The organism is Streptomyces sp. NPDC102402 (genome assembly GCF_044765765.1).
Taxonomy (GTDB): Bacteria; Actinomycetota; Actinomycetes; order Streptomycetales; family Streptomycetaceae; genus Streptomyces.
Window position 1 is genome coordinate 93,788 of record NZ_JBIWKR010000019.1, and the last position, 19,449, is coordinate 113,236.

Below are 19,449 nucleotides of genomic sequence, written 5' to 3' on the forward strand. Positions count from 1 at the left end.
CATAACGACGTCCTGCCGACGGGACAACGATTGCGAATGCCGAGCATCTCCAGCGGCCCTCAAATGCCCTTCATCTCGTCCTCAAGTTGCTTTTGAGGGACCTTCAGAAGCACACTGCAGAGCGGTCTTCCGGGCCACCGGCCAAGTTTTCCAGACGTCATCGGGAGAATTTCTATGGGCATAAAGGGCAGGCGTAGCCAAGAGATCTACGACGTTGTCGGCATCGGGTTCGGCCCGTCCAACCTGTCGCTCGCGATCGCTTTGGAGGAGCACGGTGAGAGCGCTCCCCGGCATCCGGTCACGTCCCACTTCTTCGAGAAGCAGCCGGCGTTCGGCTGGCACCGCGACATGCTGCTGCCGTCGGCGACCATGCAGATCTCCTTCCTCAAGGACCTGGTGACCTTCAGGAACCCGCTGTCCCGGTACAGCTTCGTCTCGTTCCTGCACGCCTCGAACCGGCTGGTGCAGTTCGTGAACAACCAGGACTTCTTCCCGACCCGCCACGAGTTCCACCAGTACCTGGAGTGGGCGGCCGCCGGACTCGGCGACCGGGTCTCCTACGGGACCGAGGTCACCTCGATCCGGCCGGTGACCGAGGGCGGCGGGGGCGGCGCGCCCGACCTGCTGGAGATCGAGGTGCGCGACGGCGACGGCACCACCCGCGTGGTCGCCGCGCGCAACGTGGCCATCTCCACGGGCCTGGTTCCACGCCTGCCTGACGGCATGGACGGCCATGAGCGGGTCTGGCACAGCTCCGAGTTCCTGAGCAGGTTCGGCGCCCGGGCCCCTGAGGACCTCAGGAAGGTGATGGTGGTCGGCGCCGGCCAGAGCGCGGCCGAGATCACCCGGTTCCTCCACGACTCACTGCCGCACGCCGAGGTCAGCGCGGTCATCCCGTCGTACGGCTACTCCATCGCCGACGACACCCCCTTCGCCAACCAGGTCTTCGACCCCTCCTCGGTGGACGACTACTACTTCGGCACCGAGCAGGCCCGGGACTCCTTCTGGCGCTACCACCGCAACACCAACTACTCGGTGGTCGACGCCGATGTCATCAGGTCCCTGTACCAGCGCTCGTACGAGGAGCAGGTCCACGGCAGCCGGAGGCTGCACTTCCGCAACCTGACCCGGGTCGACGGAGTGAAGAGCGCCGGGGACGAGACGCGCGTGGTCCTGCGCTCGCTGCTCGACGAGACGGTCGAGGAGACGGCTGTGGACGCCCTGGTGTTCGCCACCGGGTACGACGGCCTGGACCCGGCCCTGCTGCTCGGCGAGTTCGACCGGAACTTCGAGCGCGACGCGGCCGGCAGGCACCGGGTGGAGCGCGACTACCGCCTCGTCAACGCCTCCGGCTTGACCTGCGGGGTCTACCTCCAGGGCGGTACCGAGCACACCCACGGCCTGTCCTCCTCCCTGCTGTCGAACATCGCGGTGCGCAGCGGCGAGATCGCCGACTCGATCGTGCTGCGGCGCACCGAGCGGGAGCTGGGCCGCACCGGCCCTGTGGAGAAGGCGTCCTCGGCCGTGTGAGCCGGCGGGCGCGTCGCCTGCGGACGGGTGAGGCACCCCTCGGCGGTCGTCCTCGGCTCTCCTTCCCGGACACGGTCGGCCGGCGGGCACGCGGTGAACGTGGACCGCGGGCGGTCTGCCGTCCTCACCACCCGTACGCGGCACCGGGCCCCGGTGCCGTCGGGCGGCTTGCCGTTCGCCGAGCCGCTCCCCTTTCCCGCCATCCCACTTCACCGGTCCGGTCCGCGGCCGGGCGTCTCCCCGAAAGAGTCGTGCCATGCGCACCAGCCGTACGGTCAGCGAGCCCAGCCCGGCGCCCCGTGGTCTCGTCCGGCTGCGGTTCGGCGACGCGTCGGACCTCGGACGCGCCGAGGCCGCCTTCCGCACCGGGGCGGTCCCGGGGCTCGGCGACGCGTGGAGCGACGCCGAGACGCTCGTCCTGATGATCCGCGGTGAGGCGGTGGTGGAGACGGTGCGGGCCGTGATCGGGGTCCTCGACTCGACCGCGGTCGCCCCCGAGGCCTTCACCGTCCATTCGTACGAACTCGACGACGTCCTGGCCTCGTTCACCGCGCTGCCCTGAGACGGGCGCTCACGCCAGGTCGTCGCGGGTCACCCGGCGGTGCGCGGTGTGCCACGTGCCGCGGGCACGGACCAGGACGTCCTCCATGGCGTACACGTACAGGACCGGGGGGCCGCCGCCGTCCGGCACGGCGTGCACCAGGGCCGAGCATCGGGTCCGCAGCGTGCCGTCCTCCTGGGGCCGCACGTCGAGCATGCCGACCCAGTGGTCGAGGAGGCCGCCGGCCCGCCGCCGGGCCGCGCCCGCGCGCACGTAGTGGGCGAGCCCGGCGCGGGCGGGCACGGGCGGGGCCGGTGAGGGCAGTTCGATGACGGCGTCCTCGGTGAAGGTTTCGGCCCAGGGCCCGGTGTCGTGGGTGTCCAGGAACTCCATCTGGCGCGCGTAGAACCGCTGCATCTCGGCGTAGAGGGCGGGGAATCCGTTCCGAAGCGGGTCCCCCCCGGTGCGCACCAGTTCGACGGGCATGATCGCTGCCTCCGCTTCCGGCCGTGCCCCGGGGTGTGGGGGCGGCCGAGGGGACCCTCACTTCGGTGTGAACAGTCTCCTTCGGCGGGATCGAGGATTCTTCGAATACTCCTCAAGCGCTCCCGCCGACGGGCCTGTTCACCGGTGGTCCGGACCCGGGAGCCCGCCACGCCCCCGCCGTCCGGGCGGGTATCAGGTGCTCGCCGCCGGGAGTACGAGGCGGCGGGGGGCGGCGCGGCCCCACGGGAAGCCGTGGTGGAGGTGGACCGGGGGCGGGTGAGCCCCGCCGACCTCCAGCGCGACCGCGGCCAGCACGTCGGGAGCCGGTTCGAACTCCAGGAACCGCCAGCGGTCCGCCGCGTCGTTCTCCGGCGGCTGGAAGTGGAGCACGCCCCTGTCGTCGGCGAGGGTGAAGGCGAAGGAGTCGAAGGGCAGTCCGAGGCCGAGGCCGACAGCCTTGGAGTACGCCTCCTTGAGCGTCCACAGGCGCAGCACCCGCTGGTCGTGGGGGCGGCCGGGGGCCAGGCGCGCGATCCAGTCGCGCTCGGCGGGGGTGAAGGTGTTCGCGATGGTGGACAGGCCCACGTCGGAGCGGTCGAGCCGCTCGACGTCGACCCCGATCCGGTGCCCGCGGGCGACTCCGAGGAGGTTGTACGTCTGCGAGTGCGAGAGGTTGAAGTCGAGGGCGTCGCCGCCTCGCGGCAGGCCCCCCGCAGGGTTCTGGAGGTGGGGGCGGCCACGGGAGGAGCGCCAGATGATGGCCTCCGCCTCGGGGATGCCGGTCTCCAGGGCGAGGACGCGGCGCACCAGAGCGTGCGCGACCAGGTACTGCCGGCGGTCGCGTTCGAAGAGGAAGCGGCCCGCGATCTCCTGCTCGCTCTCGTCCAGCCAGTGGGTGCACAGGGTGGCGGCGATGGCGGGCGCCAGGTCGTCGTTGGGGCAGAACCAGAGGTTGACCGGGGGCGGCTCCTCCCCGCCGGGTGCCCGTCGCCCCGCCGGCGCGGTCACCGTGCTCATCCGCCCTCTCCCGCACCGGCGAACCACAGCGGCGTGCGCAGGAACGCGGAGGGCGGCAGCGGCACCGAGACGGATCCGGGGCCGGCCGCCCGCTCCAGGGCCGCCCAGTCGGTGTCCACCCCGGACAGCCAGAGTGCGCGCAGCTGGCGCAGCCGTCGGGCCTCCCAGAGCCCGGCGAGGTAGGCGCGGGTCTCGGGGACCGCTCCCAGGCCCAGCGGGTCGGCCGCACCGCCGCGCAGGTCGGCGACGCCCCGCATGGCGCCCGCGGCCAGCCGTTCGAGGGCGGCGGAGAGTTCGGCGGGGTCGTGGACGACGACGGCGAAGCGGCAGTCCATCGGAGCCCGCCCGGTCCGCAGCGAGCGGGCGAGGGCGGCGAGCGGGGGGACGTCGTGCTCGGCGAGCCGGGCGGCGAGGCGGGCGGCGGTGGCCACCAGGTGGGCGGGGGTGGGCGCGGACAACAGGACCAGCTCTCCTTCGGGACCGGTTCCCGTGGCCGGACCGCCCCGGCCGTCCGGCAAGCCCCGCGACTCCGCCGACTCCGGCCGGAACTCCTCCAGGATCACGTGGGCCTCGACCCCGCCCGCTCCGCGCACCGACGCCGAGGCACGCCGCGGTCCGGGCCCGGACCGCACCCAGGGCTCGGCCTCGTGGCGCTCCACTCCGGGCAGCAGCACCCGGTGGCGCAACTGGAGCACCGCGCGGGCCAGTACGGCGACGCCGGTGGCCGCGCCGGCGTCGCCCACGGCCGCGGCCGCCGTACCGGCGCTCTCCCTGAGCTCGGGCTCCACCGTCCCATGGCCGGCCCGGCGCAGGGCGGCCCGTGCCACACGGTGCGGGGCACCGGTGCCGCCCGCGTGGGCGACCGCTCCGCCGAGGACCACGGCGTGGACGGTGTCGCCGTCGGCCAGGGCCCGGTCGAGCGGCTTCAGCAGCAGCGCGCCGGCGCACTCCCCCGCTCCGGGGCGGCGGCTCGCGGGGTGCAGCAGCAGCTGGACCCCGCCCACGAGCGCGGCCTCGCACTCGCGGCGGCGCAGGGCGGCGAGGGCGAGGTCGAGGGCGACGAGCACGGAGGACTCCGCGGTGTCGACGCTCTGGCTGGGGCCGGCCAGGCCGAGCAGGCCGGAGAGCCGGTTGGGCAGACTCCAGTGGCCGCGGCGGGGCATGGCGCGGGCGCCGCGGGTCCAGGCCTCGGCGGCCAGCAGCGCGTAGTCGCCCGCGCTCGCCCCGACGAAGACACCGACGCTGCGCGGGGTCCCGTCCGGCGCGGCCAGCGCGTCGAGGCGGCTGCCGGTGCAGCCCGCGTCCTCGAACGCCTCCCAGGCGGTCTCCAGGAAGATCCGCTCCTGGGGATCCATCAGAGCCGCCTCGGCGTGATCGATCCCGAAGAACTCCGGGTCGAAGTCCTGTACGCGGTCCAGGTAGTAGCCCGTCCCCGTGCCGCCGGTACCGCTGCCGGGACGGTCCCGCGGGAGCGTTCCCGCCGCGGCGCGGCCGGCGCGGAGCCGCTTCCACAGGGCGTCCGGGTCCTGGGCCCCCGGGAAGCGGCCGGAGACGCCGACGACGGCCACGCGGCCCGTTGCCCCGCTGTCCTGAGTGCCCTGAGTGCCCCGGGTGGTGCCCCGGACGTCCTCGGCCTCACCGGCCACGCCGGGGCCGGGGACTGCCGCGGCCGGGCCTGCGGGGGCGGGGGCGGGGGCGGGGGCGGTCGTGCCGCGGGGGGCCGGGGCGTTGTCCGGCAGGTGCCGGGCCCCGGCCCGGGCCGTGAGAAGGGCGGCGGCCCGGGTACGGTCCAGGCCGCCGTCCTTGAAGCGGGTCAGTATCTCCTTGTCGTCCATCCGGACACGTTCCTCCCTCGGACGAGAGCGCCGGCGGCCAGACGGTCGCGCGCACGGACACACACGACACGTTCGCAGCCGGAGACAGTCGGGGCGACCCCGATGGAACCCACTTAGGCTGAATACAGAGCTCATTCCAAGAATTTGTCGAGCGTTTCTCCACCAGGGCTTGAGGGAAAATCCACCCGGACCTCCGGACGGGGCGCCACGACCGCACGAAAAAAGGGTCGCCGCGATCCCTGGAGGGGGATCGCGGCGACCCTGGGAAAGGCCTGCGCGGGTTCAGCCGGCCTTGCGCCGGTAATTCCGGTTCTGGCGGTTGAGGCCGCTGGAGCCATTGATCTTCAGCCGCGCCTCGTGGTGGGCCTGCTGGGATCTGGCGTTGCGGGACTTGCGCTCCAGAGCTTCCTGGAACTTGCGCTTGGCGTCGGTCTCAACGGAGTTGTTTTCCGGCTTATCAGTCATGCATTACCTCCAGAGCGTGCTCCATAGCGATTTCAGTGTGGCATCCGAGCGCCCGTCAGGCGATCCTCTTCATCTCCCGATGGATTCGTTTTCGCCATCCGCCCGGATTCCTCCCGGACCTGATGAAGTAGACCGGCGCTCTGCTGATTCGACGTGCTTCCGGGCCTAGCCTCACAGTTCAGTCAGCGGTGCCATCAGAAGGGAACGGCCATGGGCGAGACCAAGGACCGGATCGCGGAGCTCGTCCGTGAATACCACCGGGAGCAGGCTCCCGGTCCCTTCGAGCCCGGTGTCTCCCCGGTTCAGGTGTCCGGCGCCGTGCTCAGCGCCGACGACCGGCTGGCCCTGGTCTCGGCGGCGCTGGACATGCGGATCGCGGCAGGCACCAGCTCGCGCCGGTTCGAGCGGGACTTCGCCCGGTTCATCGGGACCCGTAAGGCGCATCTGACGAACTCGGGCTCGTCCGCGAACCTGCTGGCGCTGAGCGCCCTGACCTCCCCTCAGCTGGAGGAGCAGCGCCTGAGGCCGGGTGACGAGGTCATCACGGTGGCCGCGGGGTTCCCGACCACGGTCAGTCCGATCCTGCACAACGGCCTGGTGCCGGTCTTCGTGGACGTCGAGCTGGGCACGTACAACACGACTCCCGAGCGGATCGCGGCGGCGATCGGGCCGAAGACCCGCGCGATCATGATCGCGCACTCGCTGGGCAACCCCTTCCGGGTCGAGGAGGTCGCCCAGCTCGCCGAGCAGCACGGCCTGTTCTTCATCGAGGACAACTGCGACGCGGTCGACTCGACGTACCGGGGCAAGCGCACCGGTTCCTTCGGTGACCTGTCGACCACGAGCTTCTACCCGGCGCACCACATCGCGATGGGCGAGGGCGGCTGTGTCCTGACCAGCAACCTGGTGCTGGCGCGGATCGTGGAGTCCTTCCGCGACTGGGGCCGGGACTGCTGGTGCGAGCCGGGCGAGGACAACCGGTGCATGAAGCGCTTCGACCAGCAGATGGGGAAGCTGCCGCACGGCTACGACCACAAGTACATCTTCTCCCACGTGGGTTACAACCTGAAGGCGACGGACCTCCAGGCCGCTCTGGGGCTGAGCCAGCTGGAGAGAATCGAGGAGTTCGCCGCTGCCCGGCGCCGCAACTGGCGGCAGCTGCGCGAGGGCCTGGAGGGGCTGCCGGGCCTGCTGCTGCCGGAGGCGACCCCGGACAGCGACCCGAGCTGGTTCGGCTTCCTGATCACGGTGGACCCGGACGCGGCCTACACCCGGGCCGCGCTGGTGGACTTCCTGGAGTCGCGGCGTATCCACACGCGCCGCTTCTTCGCGGGCAACCTGACCCGCCACCCCGCGTACGCCGAGAAGCCGCACCGGATCGCCGAGCCGCTGGTCAACAGCGACCTGATCACCGACCAGACCTTCTGGATCGGCGTCTACCCCGGCCTCACCGAGGAGATGATCGACTACGTGATCGCCTCGATCCGCGAGTTCACCACCCGCGCCCACTGACCCACCGGGCCCCGCCGCCTCGGTGGCGCGGGGCCCGGCGCGCACGTTCCCGGCGGGCCGGCGCTCCCAGCAGTCGGGAGGGCCGGCCCGCCGGGTCGTGTCAGGCGGTGTAGTCGGCCAGGTCCGCGGCGAGGGAGGCGTCGACGTTCGCCTTCAGCCGGGTGCCGTTCTCCTCGTGCGACTCCGTCAGCACCTCGCCCGAGGTGTGGACACGGGCCACCAGGTTCCCCTCCGTGTAGGGAATGACCACCTCCACCTCGACGTCGGGGTGCGGGAGTTCCTCCGCGATGCGGGACAGGAGGTGCTCGATGCCCTCACCGGTGCGGGCGGACACCGCGATCGCCGTCGGTTCGGCGAGCTTGAGCCGCGCGATCGCCTCGGGCGACGCCGCGTCCGCCTTGTTGATGACGACGAGCTCAGGCACGCCCTCTCCGCCGATCTCGCCGATGACGGTGCGCACGGCCTCGATCTGGGACTCCGGGTCGGGGTGCGCGCCGTCCACCACGTGCAGGATGAGGTCCGCCTCGGCGACCTCCTCCAGTGTGGAGCGGAAGGCGTCGACGAGCTGGTGCGGCAGGTGCCGTACGAAGCCGACGGTGTCGGCCAGGGTGTAGGCCCGCCTGCCGGGTGTCTCGCTGCGGCGCACGGTCGGGTCGAGGGTGGCGAACAGGGCGTTCTGGACGTGGACCTCGGCGCCGGTGAGACGGTTGAGGAGCGAGGACTTGCCGGCGTTGGTGTAGCCGGCGAGCGCGACCGACGGGACCTTGTTGCGGCGCCGTTCCTGCCGTTTGAGGTCGCGGGCGGTCTTCATCTCCTCGATGTCCCGGCGCATCCTGGACATCTTGTCGCGCAGCCGGCGCCGGTCGGTCTCGATCTTCGTCTCGCCGGGGCCGCGGGTGGCCATGCCGCCGCCCGCCCCACCGCCGCCACCCATCTGCCGGGACAGCGAGGCGCCCCAGCCGCGCAGCCTCGGCAGCATGTACTGCATCTGAGCGAGCGCGACCTGTGCCTTGCCCTCCCGGGAGGTGGCGCGCTGGGCGAAGATGTCGAGGATCAGGGCGGTCCGGTCGACCACCTTGACCTTGACGAACTCCTCCAGGCGGACGAGCTGGGCGGGGCTCAGCTCACCGTCGCAGACGACGGTGTCCGCACCGGTGGTCTCGACGAGGGTGCGCAGCTCCCCGGCCTTGCCGGAGCCGATGTAGGTGGCCGGGTCCGGCTTGTCACGGCGCTGGACGACACCGTCGAGGACGAGGGCGCCCGCGGTCTCGGCGAGGGCGGCCAGCTCGGCGAGGGAGCTCTCCGCCTCCGCGACCGTGCCGGAGGTCCACACGCCGACGAGCACCACGCGCTCCAGGCGGACCTGGCGCTGCTCGACCTCGACGACGTCCCTGAGTTCGGTGGACAGGGCGGCGACGTGGTGCAGGCCGGTGCTCTGGGTGGTGTCGATGGCGGCGGCGGCGCCGATGCGGTTGCCGGTGGGGGTGGATCCGTTGTCTGTCGCGGTCATGCGATTCCTCTCACTGGAGTGGGGGGTCAGGGGGCGAGGCGGCCTGTGAGGCGGATGTCCGCCGAGGAGGAGCCGACCTGGACGGTGCGGGCGCCGGGGGCGTCCTGCCAGGCGTGCCGGGCGGTGTCCCAGTACTGGAGCCGGCGGGCGTCGACGGTGACGGCTACCCGCTTCTCCTGGCCGGGGGCCAGGGTGACCTTCGTGTAGCCGGACAGCTTCTTGACCGCCTGAGGGGCGCTCACCTGGGCACTCGGGCCGAGGTACACCTGCACGACCTCCTTGCCGGTGGTGTGACCGCTGTTGCGGACGGTCACGCGGACCGTGGCGCCGGTGGCGGTCCGTTGGACGGCGAGGTCGCGGTAGGAGAAGGAGGTGTACGACAGGCCGTGGCCGAAGGGGAACAGCGGCTTCACGCCCTGCTGTTCGTACCAGCGGTAGCCGACGTGGACGCCCTCGCTGTACTCCTGCCTGCCCGCGACGCCGGGAAAGCGCTCGGGCCTGCCGGCCATCGGGTGGCTGTTCTCGGCGGCGGGGAAGGTCTGGGTGAGCTTTCCGCCTGGGTTGACGTCCCCGTACAGGAGCGCGGCGGTGGCTCCGGCGCCTTCCTGGCCGGGGTACCACATCTGCAGCACCGCGGCGGTGGAGTCCAGCCACGGCATCAGGACGGAGGAGCCGGTGTTGAGGACGACGACCGTGTTGGGGTTGGCCTCGGTCACCGCGGCTATCAGCTCGTCCTGGCCGTCCGGCAGGGACAGCGAGGGGCGGTCCCATCCCTCGGAACCCTCGTCCTGGGCGAAGACGACGGCGGTCCGCGCGCCGGCCGCGGCGGCGACGGCCCGCTCGATGTTCCGGCTCGACTGCTCGGGGGTGACCCAGGTCAGGTCCACGGACAGCGGGCGGTCCGGCCAGGCCCAGCCGCTCATGGCGAGCTTGTGGGTGCCCTTGGTGAGTGTGAGGACGACGCTGGTGGTCTCGCTGAACGAGTCGGCGGCGTAGACGGGTTCCTGGCCCTCGACCTGGAGGATGGCGAGCCCGCCGTCGACACGTACGCCTATGCGGTAGTCGCCGTCGGCCGGCACGGTCAGGGTGCCGTCGTAGAACGCGCGGTCGGCGCCCGGGTCGAGCTGCTTGCCGTTGTGGAAGACGGGGCTGAGCTCCGCCGCGGACAGCGGGGTGCCGAGCCGGTCGATGCCGGGCTCGTACGTGAGGGTGGCGTTCTCGCCCGCGCGCTCGCGCAGGGCCTCGAGCGGGGACTCGGCCGCGTCGGGCACCACGTGCGCGCTGCCCAGGCCGGAGACCTTGGGGTGTCTGGCGCTGTCGCCGATGACGGCGAGGGAGGTGCCCGCGGTCCCGGTGAGCGGGAGGGCTCGGTGGCCGCCGGTGCCGGTGTTGCTCAGCAGGACGGCGCCGTTCTCGGCTATCTCGCGGGCGGTCTCCCGGCCGGCCGAGGCGTCGCGTACGGGCCGTGCGGTGCCACCGGCGGGGTCGAGGAGGCCGAAGCGCTCCATCTGGCCGACGATGCGGACCACGGAGCGGTCGAGCGCGGACTCGGGGACCGTGCCGGCGGTGACGGCGGCCTTCAGGGCGGCGCCGAAGTGCAGGGAGTCGGGGACCGGGTCGGTGGGCTTGCCCATCTCCAGGCCGAGTTCCTGGTCGAGGCCCTTGGTGATGTCGGTGGTGGCCTTGGTGGCGAGCCAGTCGGACATCACCCAGCCCTTGAAGCCCCACTGCTCGCGCAGGACCTTCCGCAGGAGCTGGTCGCTGCTGCAGGCGGGGGTGCCGTTGACGCCGTTGTAGGAACACATCACGGAGGCGGCTCCGGCCTCGACGGCGCTGCGGAAGCCGGGCAGTTCCACCTCGTTGAGGGTCTGTTCGTCGATGGTCGCGTCGACGGTGAAGCGGTCGGTCTCCTGGTTGTTGCCCGCGAAGTGCTTGACCGTGGCCATCAGGCCCTGGCTCTGGATGCCCTTGATCTCGGCGGCGGCGGTGCGTGCGGTGACGAGCGGGTCCTCGCTGAAGGTCTCGAAGTTGCGGCCGCCGTGCGGCACGCGGATGTTGTTGACCATCGGGGCGAGGACCACGTCCTGGCCCAGGGCCCGGCCCTCGTGGCCGAGGACCTTGCCGTACGCGAGGGCGAGGCCGTCGTCGAAGGTGGCGGCGAGCGCCGTGGGGGTGGGCATCGCGGTGGCGCGGCCGCCGTTGATGCGCAGCCCCACCGGTCCGTCGGCGGCCTGCAGCGGGGGTATGCCCAGGCGGGGTACGCCGGGCAGGTAGCCGACGCCGCGGGCCAGGGGGCCGTCCTGGGGTCCGGCAGTCCAGTGGACGAAGGAGAGCTTCTCGTCGAGGGTCATCCGCGCGACGAGGCCGCGGACGCGCGGGGTGCCCTCCTCGGCCGCGGCCGATGTGGTGGTGCCGTTGGCCGTCGTGAGCAGACCGCTCGTGCAGAGGAGGGCGACGGTGAGGGCGAGCAGCCGCGGTGCGCGGCCCGGGCGTCTGCGCCCGTCGGTCCGGAATCTGGTGTGGGGGCGGGTCGTTCGCTCCGCCGGCCTGCGGGACAGCATGCGGTCTCCTGTTGTTCGGTGCGTCGGTGCGCGCGCGTGCTGCGCGTGCCTCCACGCTCACGGAACCGGCCGCGGGAGACGAGGTCGTCCCGTCACACTCTACGGATTCCGGGGGTTTCACTCCGTGTCATCCGGGCGCGGACGCTAGAGGATCGCTCGAGGCCGGCGGGGCCGGGCCCTGCCGGGCCCGCTGCGGAGCCCGCGGCCCCGGGCAGTGGTGGCGGGGCCACCACCCGCTGCCTGTGCGGGGCGTGCGCGGCGGCGCTCGGGGCGCGGGTGCGGCGCGGGCCGAAAAGTGTGTTTCCGGTCTACCTGGGCCGTGACCGGGCCGCCGGGGACGGTAGAGGGGTCCCAGCGATTGCAGTCCCGGCCAGGCTGGTTCCGGGGCGCCGAGACCCGAGGAGCGTCATGAGGGCCACTCTCCAAGCGGTGGAAGCCCCGAGCCTGCTACACGATCCTGCGGCGGGTGCGTCGCGGGCCCTGGTCGCTTCGGTGCTGTCCTCGCTCCGCCGCCGCGACCAGCGGCACAAGGGGGAGCTGTACGTGAACGGGCTCCTGCACGCCCCGGGCCGCAAGACCATGCGCAATCTGGCCGCGAGCACGGACGAGCGGTCGGCGGAACAGAGCCTGCACCACTTCATCAGCTGCTCGACGTGGGACTGGTCCCCGCTGCGGGCGGAGCTGGCGGCCCGGGTGGACCGGCTGCTCGCGCCGAAGGCGTGGGTGGTGCGCCCGCTGGTCATCCCGAAGACGGGCCGTCATTCGGTGGGTGTGGGGCGCCGGTTCGTCCCGCAGCTGGGCCAGGTGGTCAACAGCCAGCACGGGTACGGTCTGTGGCTGGCCTCCGGGGCGGCCGCGGCTCCGGTGAACTGGCGGCTGTCGTTGTCCGGCGACTGGCTGGAGGACGCCGAGATGCGCCGTCGGGCCGCGATACCCGACTCGGTGGACGCCGGGTCCGCGGAGGGTCTCGCCCTGGACCTGGCGCTGGAGACGGCCGGCTGGGGGATCAACCGGCTGCCCGTCGTGACGGACGCCCGCGAGGAGGCCGTGCCGTCGATGGTGGAGGCCTTCTCCCGGGCCGGGCTCCCCTTCCTGCTGCGGATCGGAGGCGGTGCGGGTCTGCTGGCCCCCGCGCTGTCCGGCGGGGGCAGCCGGTCCGTGTCGGCCTCGGCGGGACGGCTGGCGGAGCTGGCGCGCTCCCAGCGCCGGCCGGTGGAGTGGTTCGAGCCGGCGGGCCCGGGCCTGCCGAAGACCTCGCTCGTGTCCCTGCTGCCCGTACGGCTGCCGGGGCCGTCGGTGCCGAGGGCGCGTCAGGGGTTCGGCAGGATGCCGTCGGCGGACGCCCCGCTGACGCTGGTGGGGGTCTGGTCGCCGAACAGCCACGAGGTGTCGGAGCTGTGGCTGACGAATCTGGCCGGTGCGAGCCGGAGCACGCTGCTGGGGCTGGGCAAGCTGATCGGACGGGCCGACGCCGACTTCACGGGCACGAGCCTGCCGGTGGGGGCGCTGGACTTCGAAGGGCGTTCGTACCACGGCTGGCACCGGCACGTGACGCTCGTGTCGCTGGCGCACGCGGTGCGGTTGCTCGGCCCGAGGACGCGCCACGGTCTCGGCACGGTCACGCCGATCCCCATGACCGGGGGCCGTCGGGTGCGAGGCCGTGGAAGATGCGCGCCCGCTGCAGGCGCAGGGCGAGCTGAAGTTCCAGCGAGCGTTCCGGTTGCTGCCAGTCCGGGCCGAGCAGCTGGGTGATGCGCTCCAGGCGGCGGGAGACCGTGTTGGGGTGCACGTAGAGGATTTCCGCGGCCCTCGTGGGACTGCCGGCGGCCGTGAACCAGCCGTCGAGGGTCTCGACGAGGTTGCCGAACCGCTCGGCGTCGTGGTCCAGCAGCGGTCCGAGGGTGCGTTCCACGAACCCGGGGGCGTCGTGTTCCTCGGCGAGCAGCATGCCGATGAACCCGAGGTCGCGGGCGGCGGCGGAGCGCCCGGTGCCACCGAGCGCGGTGAGGGCGTCCAGGCAGCGGACGGCCTCCTGGTGGGCGCGGCGGAGCGCGTCCGCGCCTCTGGCGACCCGGGCGGCCCCGGCCGTGACGGGGGCGCCCGTGGTCTCGGCGAGTTCCGCGCGGACCTGGGCGGCACGGGCGGCCGGGTCGTCCCCGGGCAGGAGCAGGACCAGCCGGTCGCCCTGGACGGTCTTCATGCCGCGGTGGCGACGGACGTGGCCGGCGGCCCAGCTCTCGACGAGGTCGGCGGCCGCGTTGCGGGGCCGGGCGACGACCATGACGTGGGGGCGCTCCAGCCGGGCCGCCAGCCGGCGGGCGCGCCGCTCCAGGCCCTCGGCCGGCCCGTCCCAGGTGACAAGGTCCTCCAGGAGGTCGTCGTCGGCCTGTCCCCCGGCGTCCGTGGACCGCTGCATGACGAGCAGCAGGGACACGGTGCGCGCGTAGGAGAGCAGGACCTGTTCGCCGGGTCCGGTGCCGGTGTCCGGTTCTGCGGGGTGGAAGAGGAGCGAGCCGACGTCCTCGGAGCGGGCGGAGAGCGGCACGACCAGGGTGCCGCCGGTCAGGGGGCAGGCGATGCCGCTGGCCGCGGCGTTGAGCCGTACGCGCTCCAGTTCGGCGCCGTCGGGGCGGGGGGTGTGGCCGTGGCCGGCGAGGCGTTCACCTCCCTGGCCCCAGACGGAGAGGCCGCCGCCGAGCTCGGCGGCGGCGCGGGCCAGGAGTTCGTCCATGCTGATGCCTTCGAGGACGAGCCGGACGAGACCGTCCTGGAGTTCCTTGGCCCGCAGTGCGTCGCTGAGTCCGGCGCGGGCCCTGGTCCCGGCGTCCTCCAGCACGGTGTTGGCGGCCTGCACGGTCTCCAGCAGGCGGGCGGTCTTGATGGCGAAGGCGGAGAGCCCCGCGAGGGAGGACATGAGTGACACGTCGTCGGGAGTGAAGTGCCGTGTCCTGCGGTCGGCGACGTAGAGGAAGCCGAGGAACCGGTCGTCGGCGCGCAGCGGTACGCCGAGCACGGCGTGGAGGGACTCGGCCTGCAGGAAGTCGCCGAGGGCGGCCGTGTGGCCGGCCTGGTCGTCGGCGAGGTGGTCGGCGGTCCAGAAGGGGCCGGGCAGTTCGCCGCCGGCGTCGCCGTGCAGCGCGGCGGCGGGTATGCGGTGGCCGGCCGTGCGCGCGCTGACGGAGCCGTCGGCGGTGCCGACCGTCAGGTCTCCGGTGGCCTCGTCGGCCAGGGCGGTGCAGGCGAGGTCCGTGTTGAGCAGCAGCCGGGCTCGGCGGGTGATCAGGCGCAGGGTGGCGTCGAGCCGGGAGGGCGCGGTGAGGTCGAGGGCGGTGTCGACGAGCGCCGCGAGTTCGGCCTCGCGCTGGCGGCGCCGGTCGAAGAGGGCGTTGACTTCCAGGGCGAGGCCCTTGGCACGGGTCAGCTGGTCGATCCGGTGGGGTGCCGCGCCGGAGCGGCGGGCCTGGGCGAGGACCTGGTCGTACGCGTGGGCCGGTGCCTCCTCCGCGAGGAGTTCGAGGATGCGCAGGACCTCGGTCCCCGTCTGCGGGTCCTCCCCTGTCATCCCAGCCCCCCGGCGGATTCGACCTGATCATGACGTCCCGGGGGAACGTAACCGGCCCGTCGACGGAGCGTCAACCGCCCCCGGCGGGCCTGGCGGCGGCCGCCTGCGGTGGCCGGGCCACCACGGGCGGCCCCGGTCGGGGCCACGCGGTGTGCTCCCCGCACCTTGAGAGGACGCGCGCTCCGTACCTACGCTGGTCAGTTCGCCCCGGGGCGGGGCGGCGGGGGCGTGCGAGGGCCTCGGCGAGCGGGATGCCCCTGGAGCGGCGCGGGGCGTTCCTCCGCCGGATCACAAGCCGTTCTGCCTCACGGCGCAGGCGGTTCCCGAGGGCGGCGGGCCCCTCCCGGCCACCGTCAGGAGCGGCGGCCCCTCACCGGCAGGGGCGGCGGACCGTCACCGTCAGGAGCGGCGGCCCGTCCCGGTCACCGCCCGGAGCGGCGGCCCGGGACGGCGACCGCGGTCAGGAGAAGTCCGTCCGCCACCGTCCACCGGCCGGCCAGCGCGGTCAGGGCACGGCCGTCGAGCACCGGTCCGGGGATCCGCAGCCGGGCGGTGAACGAGCGTGCCGCCGGGTCGAGTTCGAGTTCCGCGGAGTCGAAGTCCAGGGTCCGGCGGGTGAGCGGGGACCAGGCCTTGAACAGGGATTCCTTGGCGCTGAACAGCAGCCGGTCCCAGCGGGTGCCGGGGTGGCGGCGGGCGAGTTCGCGCAGTTGCTCGCGTTCGGCGGCCGAGGCGGTCGCACGGGCCACGCCCGGCGGCAGTGCCAGGTGCGGCTCCGCGTCGATACCCAGCGCCCGCCACCGGCAGGCGGGCGCCAGGGCGGCGCCCCGGTAGCCCTCGCAGTGCGTGAGGGAGCCGACCGTGCCGACGGGCCACAGGGGTTCGCCGCGGCGCCCGGTGAGCACCGGTTCGGCGGCCCGGCCGAGGGCGGTGAGCGCCCGGTGCGCGCACACGCGGACCGTGGCGAACTCGCGCCGCCGTTCCTCGACGGCGTCGCGGATCAGTGCCCGCTCCCCCGCGAAGAGCAGTTCCGGCGGGAACTCCCCGGCCGTGTCGACCGAGACCGCCCCGGGCGGGAGTATCGCCTCGATCATGCGGGGGTCACGGCCGGGTGCCGATGAAGAGCCCTCGCCCGGACGGGCCGCCCTCCTGGAACTCGACGGCGAGGCCGGCACGGACGAAGGCCTGCTCGTAGGCCTCGCGCGTGAAGAGGGTGATGAGGTGGGTCTCGGAGAGGTGCGTGATGTCCCGGCCCGGCTCGGCGATCAGGTAGTGCACGTCGATGCGGGTGGCGTCGTCCTCCAGCCGCGAGTGCGAGACGCGGGAGACGGTCCTGCCCTCGGCCTCGGTGATGGACGCGCCGACGAAGCCGGGGGTGAACGTGGCGGGGAACCACCAGGGTTCGACCACGACGACGCCGCCCGGTTCGAGGTGGTCCGCGAAGCGGGCCAGGGCCGCGTCGAGTTCCGCCTGGTCGCGCATGTGGCCGATGGAGCTGAACATGCAGGTGACGGCGGAGAACGTGGTGCCGAGCGCGAAGTCGCGCATGTCTCCGAGGTGGACGGGCACGCCCGGGTTGCGGCGCACGGCGATGTCCCGCATGTCCGCGGAGATCTCCACGCCCTCGACGGTGTCGAACGCCCGGGCGAGGTGCTCCATGTGGAGGCCGGTGCCGCAGGCCACGTCGAGGAGGCTGCGGGCACCGGGCGTGCGGGAGGAGACCAGGGCGGCCAGGTCGGCCGCCTCGCGCTCGTAGTCCTTGCCCTTGCCCTGGTGGACCAGGTCGTAGAGGCGGGCTATGCCGTCCGCGTAGCCGCGGTCCGCGGGGGCTTCGATGGTGGTCACGTCGTCTCTCCTTGGCTGGGGTGCGCGGTGTGCGGGCGGCCCCGTCGGGCCGCCAGTCGTTCGAGGGCCGGGACGAGTTCCGCCGGCGAGGGGTCCGCGAGGGCCTCGTCCCGCAGCCGGTGCGCGGCCGCCGTGATCGAGGGGTCGGTGAGGGCCCGTACGACCGCCTCGCGCAGGGACGCGGCGTCGAGCTTCTCGGGCGGCAGGTCGATGCCGCCCCCTTGCTGCTCGTGCAGGCGGGCCTTGAGGGGCGCGTCCCACAGGGAGGCCACGATGATCTGGGGTACGCCGTGCAGGGTCGCGGTGTAGCCGGTGCCGGCGCCGCCGTGGTGGACGATCGCGGCGCAGGTCGGCAGCAGGGCGTCCATCGGGACGAAGTCCACGACGCGGATGTTGGCGGGGAGGGCCTCGCGGTCCTCGAGCTGGGTCGCGTCGAAGGTCGCGACGATCTCGGCGTCGATGTCGCCGAGGGCGTGCAGCAGGTCCTCGAAGGGGACCGCGTCGCGGCCGAAGGTCTCGCGGGCGGAGACGCCCAGGGTGACGCAGACCCGTGGCCGGGCGGGCGGGGTGTGCAGCCAGTCCGGTATGACGGCGGGGCCGTTGTAGGCGACGTAGCGCATCGGCAGGAGTTCGCCGGGCACGGGTATGCGCAGGCTCGCGGGAGCCGGGTCGACGGTGGCCTGCCCGCGGGTGATCTCCTCGACGGCCGCGGCGTCGGGGGTGATCCCGAAGCGTTCGAGGGTCCATGCCAGCCATTCGGCCATGGGGTCCTCGCGGCGCTCCTCGGGCTGTGCGGCCAGCAGTTCGAGGAACTGACGGCGCGCGTTGAGGATCACGTCGGGGCCCCACAGGAGGCGGGCGTGGGCCGCGCCCGTGACGTGCGCGGCGATGGGCCCGGCGTAGGTGAAGGGCTCCCAGAGCACCAGGTCGGGCTGCCAGGCGCGGGCGAACTCCACGATGTCGTCGATGGTCGTGTCGCCGTTGAGCGGCGCGAACGACATGGCCGTCATCATGGTCTGCTGGCCGAGGGCGTGCTCCCAGCCGATCGGTTCGGTGACCGTCTCGGCGAAGTCGAAGCCCGCCTGGTACGGGGTGGGGTCGCCGCCGATCTGCGTCATCAGCTCGACGATCGAGTCGAAGTCGCCGACGGGCACGGCCGCCAGCCCGGAGCCGTTGACCACCTCGGTGAGCGCCGGCTGGCTGGCCACCCGGACCTCGTGCCCGGCCGCGCGCAGCGCCCAGGCCAACGGCACCAGGTTGTAGTAGTGAGTGTTGTGCGCGAAGCACGTGATCAGTACGCGCATGGCATCGTCCGCCCTCGTATGGCTCGTTGCGGTCGGGGTGGTGGTCTTCGCCGGGCGGTGCCTTCGCCGCCGCCGGCCCCGGCCATCAGGCGGTCCTGGCGACGGGGAAGGACGCGGGGGCGCCCAGGACCGGTGAGCGCGGCCGTGTGACCTCCTCGCCGGCGGTGCGCAGCTCGGGCAGGGCCTCGGCGAGCGCGCCGAGCGCCGCGCGGGCGATCACCGTGACCAGCTGGCCGGAGAGCGCGAAGTGCAGGTCGGCGGGGAGGCCGAAGGGAGCGGCGCCCGCGGGCGTCCCGGGGTCGCGGTTGACGGCGGCGACGAGGATGGTGACGCGGCTGCCGGCAGGCAGTGCGGTGCCCGCGAGGACGGTGTCGGCGATGACGCTGCGGGTCTCCAGCCGGACGGGCGGGTCCGTGCGCAGGGTGTCCTCGACGACGCCGGCGGCCAGGGCGGGACCGGCGGCCAGCCGCTTCCACGCGCCGGGCTCGGCGAGGAGCCCGCGCACGGCGTTGGTGACGAGCACGGCGGTGGTCTCGGCGGCGCTGACAGCGAGGATCCGGGCGGCCCGGACGCTGTCGGCGCCGGCCTCGTGGAGGCCTTCGGCGAGCAGCGTGGAGAGGGTGGCCTCGGCCCGCTCGGCGGCGCGGCCCACTGCGTGGAGCTGGGGGGAGAGTAGCCCGTCGAGGGCGTGCCGGCAGTCGGGCAGGATCTGGACGAACCGCTCGTGGGCGCCCTCGGGCAGGCCGAGCTGTTCGGCGATCACCTGGCCGACGAGTCGGCGCGCGAAGTCCTCGGTGAGGTCGAAGCGGTCGCCGAGTCCGGCGAGGATCGCGCGGGCGAGCGTCACGGTCCGCTTCTCCACGCACCCCTCCTCGGGGGCCCACAGCAGGGGGCTGCCGAGGGAGGTGAGCGGGGCCAGGCGGGCGGCGGTCTCCCGGTCCACGTCGAGCACCGCGCCGCACTGGGCGAGCCCGTCAGGGGCGGCCTCCGGGGCGGGGCCGTCGAAGGCTGCGCCGGCGACGATCTCCTGGGCGACGGCGCGGTCGGCCGTCACCCAGGTGTCGAGCGGCTCGCTGTAGGACAGCGGCCCCTCGGCGCGGACGCGCTCCTCGTAGGGGCGGGGGTCCTCGGTGCCGGACCGGAGGATCAGGCCGTAGGGGTCGTTCCGGGTCCCCGCGAACCACTGGGCGGCGCGGGTGAGCTGGTCCCTGCGGGCCCGGCGGGCACGCGCAAGGGCGGTCTCGCGGACCGGGGCGTCGGTCAGCAGCTCGGCTGTCATGT

Annotated in this window: 14 protein-coding genes and 1 pseudogene; 4 read left to right on the forward strand and 11 right to left on the reverse strand. The window is 73.4% G+C overall.

The genetic code is table 11. The features are described 5' to 3' along the window. Positions 1 to 174: 174 nt before the first annotated feature. Positions 175 to 1,530 carry a lysine N(6)-hydroxylase/L-ornithine N(5)-oxygenase family protein gene (locus ACIRJR_RS33415; RefSeq protein ID WP_403787813.1) on the forward strand — a complete coding sequence of 452 codons (1,356 nt, stop codon included), beginning with the start codon at positions 175 to 177 and terminating at the stop codon, positions 1,528 to 1,530. Positions 1,531 to 1,786: 256 nt separating this feature from the next. Next, positions 1,787 to 2,092, forward strand: a complete 306-nt coding sequence (locus ACIRJR_RS33420; RefSeq protein WP_403787816.1) for a hypothetical protein — start codon at positions 1,787 to 1,789, stop codon at positions 2,090 to 2,092. A gap of 9 nt (positions 2,093 to 2,101) precedes the next feature. On the opposite strand, the gene ACIRJR_RS33425 is transcribed toward ACIRJR_RS33420, so the two are convergent. The 4 genes from ACIRJR_RS33425 to ACIRJR_RS33440 all read right to left on the reverse strand — a co-directional run bounded on the left by ACIRJR_RS33425 (position 2,102) and on the right by ACIRJR_RS33440 (position 5,874). Then, positions 2,102 to 2,557, reverse strand: coding sequence for a nuclear transport factor 2 family protein (locus ACIRJR_RS33425; RefSeq protein ID WP_403787819.1), 456 nt, complete (start codon positions 2,555 to 2,557; stop codon positions 2,102 to 2,104). Between the two features lie 192 nt (positions 2,558 to 2,749). After that, positions 2,750 to 3,574 (reverse strand): 4'-phosphopantetheinyl transferase family protein, encoded by an 825-nt coding sequence (locus tag ACIRJR_RS33430; RefSeq protein WP_403787822.1) that lies wholly within the window; start codon positions 3,572 to 3,574, stop codon positions 2,750 to 2,752. Continuing rightward, positions 3,571 to 5,409, reverse strand: coding sequence for a polyketide synthase (locus ACIRJR_RS33435; RefSeq protein WP_403787825.1), 1,839 nt, complete (start codon positions 5,407 to 5,409; stop codon positions 3,571 to 3,573). Before ACIRJR_RS33435 ends, ACIRJR_RS33430 begins: the two co-directional genes overlap by 4 nt. A gap of 282 nt (positions 5,410 to 5,691) precedes the next feature. Then, positions 5,692 to 5,874, reverse strand: coding sequence for a DUF5302 domain-containing protein (locus ACIRJR_RS33440; protein WP_403787828.1), 183 nt, complete (start codon positions 5,872 to 5,874; stop codon positions 5,692 to 5,694). Positions 5,875 to 6,084: 210 nt separating this feature from the next. Between ACIRJR_RS33440 and rfbH the strand changes: the two genes are divergently transcribed. Then, entirely contained in the window at positions 6,085 to 7,386 is a 1,302-nt protein-coding gene (gene rfbH, locus ACIRJR_RS33445; protein ID WP_403787831.1) for a lipopolysaccharide biosynthesis protein RfbH, read from the forward strand. A gap of 100 nt (positions 7,387 to 7,486) precedes the next feature. Here rfbH and hflX read toward each other — a convergent pair whose 3' ends face one another. Both hflX and ACIRJR_RS33455 read right to left on the reverse strand, forming a co-directional pair. Next, positions 7,487 to 8,896, reverse strand: coding sequence for a GTPase HflX (gene hflX, locus ACIRJR_RS33450; RefSeq protein WP_403787834.1), 1,410 nt, complete (start codon positions 8,894 to 8,896; stop codon positions 7,487 to 7,489). Positions 8,897 to 8,922: 26 nt separating this feature from the next. Continuing rightward, the gene (locus tag ACIRJR_RS33455; protein ID WP_403787837.1) at positions 8,923 to 11,457 is read right to left on the reverse strand and encodes a beta-glucosidase; all 2,535 of its coding nucleotides are present in this window, start codon (positions 11,455 to 11,457) and stop codon (positions 8,923 to 8,925) included. Between the two features lie 408 nt (positions 11,458 to 11,865). Between ACIRJR_RS33455 and ACIRJR_RS33460 the strand changes: the two are divergent. After that, positions 11,866 to 12,558: pseudogene (locus ACIRJR_RS33460) on the forward strand (transposase); the annotation flags it as partial. Positions 12,559 to 13,075: 517 nt separating this feature from the next. Here ACIRJR_RS33460 and ACIRJR_RS33465 read toward each other — a convergent pair. The 5 genes from ACIRJR_RS33465 to ACIRJR_RS33485 all read right to left on the reverse strand — a co-directional run bounded on the left by ACIRJR_RS33465 (position 13,076) and on the right by ACIRJR_RS33485 (position 19,447). Further along, positions 13,076 to 15,019, reverse strand: a complete 1,944-nt coding sequence (locus ACIRJR_RS33465; protein ID WP_403787840.1) for a helix-turn-helix domain-containing protein — start codon at positions 15,017 to 15,019, stop codon at positions 13,076 to 13,078. Between the two features lie 422 nt (positions 15,020 to 15,441). Beyond that, entirely contained in the window at positions 15,442 to 16,113 is a 672-nt protein-coding gene (locus tag ACIRJR_RS33470) for a 4'-phosphopantetheinyl transferase (RefSeq protein WP_403787843.1), read from the reverse strand. 7 nt (positions 16,114 to 16,120) lie between these two features. Further along, positions 16,121 to 16,864 carry a class I SAM-dependent methyltransferase gene (locus ACIRJR_RS33475; protein ID WP_403787846.1) on the reverse strand — a complete coding sequence of 248 codons (744 nt, stop codon included), beginning with the start codon at positions 16,862 to 16,864 and terminating at the stop codon, positions 16,121 to 16,123. Then, positions 16,861 to 18,168 carry an activator-dependent family glycosyltransferase gene (locus ACIRJR_RS33480; protein ID WP_403787849.1) on the reverse strand — a complete coding sequence of 436 codons (1,308 nt, stop codon included), beginning with the start codon at positions 18,166 to 18,168 and terminating at the stop codon, positions 16,861 to 16,863. The genes ACIRJR_RS33475 and ACIRJR_RS33480 overlap by 4 nt, the downstream gene beginning before the upstream one ends. Positions 18,169 to 18,253: 85 nt before the next feature. After that, complete coding sequence (locus ACIRJR_RS33485) at positions 18,254 to 19,447, reverse strand: cytochrome P450 (protein WP_403787852.1); 1,194 nt, start codon at positions 19,445 to 19,447, stop codon at positions 18,254 to 18,256. Between the last annotated feature and the right edge of the window lie 2 nt (positions 19,448 to 19,449).

Excerpts from the sequence above, each read along its gene's own strand:
- ACIRJR_RS33415 (WP_403787813.1), top strand. The coding sequence starts at position 175 with ATGGGCATAAAGGGCAGGCGTAGCCAAGAGATCTACGACGTTGTCGGC.
- ACIRJR_RS33420 (WP_403787816.1), top strand. The coding sequence starts at position 1,787 with ATGCGCACCAGCCGTACGGTCAGCGAGCCCAGCCCGGCGCCCCGTGGT.
- ACIRJR_RS33425 (WP_403787819.1), bottom strand. The coding sequence starts at position 2,557 with ATGCCCGTCGAACTGGTGCGCACCGGGGGGGACCCGCTTCGGAACGGA.
- ACIRJR_RS33430 (WP_403787822.1), bottom strand. The coding sequence starts at position 3,574 with ATGAGCACGGTGACCGCGCCGGCGGGGCGACGGGCACCCGGCGGGGAG.
- ACIRJR_RS33435 (WP_403787825.1), bottom strand. The coding sequence starts at position 5,409 with ATGGACGACAAGGAGATACTGACCCGCTTCAAGGACGGCGGCCTGGAC.
- ACIRJR_RS33440 (WP_403787828.1), bottom strand. The coding sequence starts at position 5,874 with ATGACTGATAAGCCGGAAAACAACTCCGTTGAGACCGACGCCAAGCGC.
- rfbH (WP_403787831.1), top strand. The coding sequence starts at position 6,085 with ATGGGCGAGACCAAGGACCGGATCGCGGAGCTCGTCCGTGAATACCAC.
- hflX (WP_403787834.1), bottom strand. The coding sequence starts at position 8,896 with ATGACCGCGACAGACAACGGATCCACCCCCACCGGCAACCGCATCGGC.
- ACIRJR_RS33455 (WP_403787837.1), bottom strand. The coding sequence starts at position 11,457 with ATGCTGTCCCGCAGGCCGGCGGAGCGAACGACCCGCCCCCACACCAGA.
- ACIRJR_RS33465 (WP_403787840.1), bottom strand. The coding sequence starts at position 15,019 with ATGACAGGGGAGGACCCGCAGACGGGGACCGAGGTCCTGCGCATCCTC.
- ACIRJR_RS33470 (WP_403787843.1), bottom strand. The coding sequence starts at position 16,113 with ATGATCGAGGCGATACTCCCGCCCGGGGCGGTCTCGGTCGACACGGCC.
- ACIRJR_RS33480 (WP_403787849.1), bottom strand. The coding sequence starts at position 18,168 with ATGCGCGTACTGATCACGTGCTTCGCGCACAACACTCACTACTACAAC.
- ACIRJR_RS33485 (WP_403787852.1), bottom strand. The coding sequence starts at position 19,447 with ATGACAGCCGAGCTGCTGACCGACGCCCCGGTCCGCGAGACCGCCCTT.